Raw genomic sequence first — 1,217 nt, 5'->3', positions numbered from 1 at the left:
CTTACATCGCTATCTTGGAGGTTGCCATGTACCCAACCACTCGCCGCAACTACACCGATGAGTTCAAGATTCAGGCCGTTGCGCTCGCCGAAACGCTCGGCAGGACGGAAGCTGCTCGCCAGCTGGAAATGTCTGTGAAAACGTTGGACAACTGGGTCAACGCTTCTCGCAGTGGTCTACCGCTGAGCTCTCCTGACCGTCGAGCAATTACCAAAGAAGACAGCGAGTTAGCGCGATTGCGAGCCGAGAACGCTGAGCTGAAACTGGAGCGTGAAATCCTAAAAAAGGCGGCGGTATTCTTTGCCAAAGAGTCCAGGTGAGATACGCCTTCGTCGCTGAAGAACGGGCTCAGTTCCCGGTGCGTCTGTTGTGCCGGGTAATGGGTGTTTCGGTTTCAGGATTTTACGATTATCAGCACCGCCAGGGGCGCCCGGATCCGGATGCGCAGATCCGCATCGATCTGCACAAGGCTTATGCGGCTAGCCGCAAGACCTACGGTCGACCGCGGCTGGTCGAGGCGCTACGGCAACAGGCCCACGCTGTAGGCCATAAGCGCATTGACCGGCTGATGCATGAAGAACACATACAGGGCCGATCCAAGGGCGGTTTCAGACCGTGCACCACCGACAGTCACCATGCGCTGCCAGTGGCGAGCAATTTATTGGATCGTCAGTTCTCCGTTCAAAACCCCGCCCTAGCCTGGGTCAGCGATATCACTTACATCGCTACGAAAGAGGGTTGGCTTTATCTGGCAGTCGTCCTGAGCATCCAAACGCGCCAGGTGCTGGGTTATAGCCTGGCGGACAGGATGCCTGACGACTTGGTCGAGCGCGCTTTCGTGAACGCCTGGAACGCCTGTTTGGGCGTCTGCGGAGCGATTTTCCATTCCGACCAAGGGCGCCAGTACGCGAGCAGTAAATTTCGTTTCGCTTTAGCCAAGAAGGGCTTCGTGCAGAGCATGAGCCGGAGAGGAAACTGTTGGGATAACGCCGTAGCTGAAAGCTTCTTCGCTACATTGAAGAGAGAGGAAGCCTGCACGGTCTACCCCACCAAGAAACACGCCCACCTGGCAATTGCTAGCTATATCCATGGGTTTTACAACAGCAGTCGGCTGCATTCAGCACTGGGCTATCGTTCACCGAACGAATATGCAAAAGGCTTGAGGCAGTTGGCTCATTAGCCAGCTTCTTGGCGTCCGCTGCCATGGGACAGGCCCA

At 56.2% G+C, this 1,217-nt stretch carries 2 protein-coding genes; both read left to right on the top strand.

Annotation, left to right across the window (positions count from 1 at the left end):
- A partial coding sequence (locus tag CAF70_RS25955) for a transposase (RefSeq protein ID WP_218191756.1) occupies window positions 1-320 on the top strand: 320 nt, incomplete at its 5' end.
- Entirely contained in the window at window positions 317-1,180 is an 864-nt protein-coding gene (locus CAF70_RS25950; protein ID WP_085627415.1) for an IS3 family transposase, read from the top strand. The genes CAF70_RS25955 and CAF70_RS25950, both read left to right, overlap by 4 nt.
- The last annotated feature ends 37 nt before the right edge of the window (window positions 1,181-1,217 follow it).

It is taken from the genome of Pseudomonas sp. B19(2017) (assembly GCF_002113165.1).
GTDB lineage: Bacteria > Pseudomonadota > Gammaproteobacteria > Pseudomonadales > Pseudomonadaceae > Aquipseudomonas.
The sequence above is the reverse complement of the archived record's forward strand: the minus strand, read 5'-3'. Positions and strand labels throughout refer to the sequence as shown.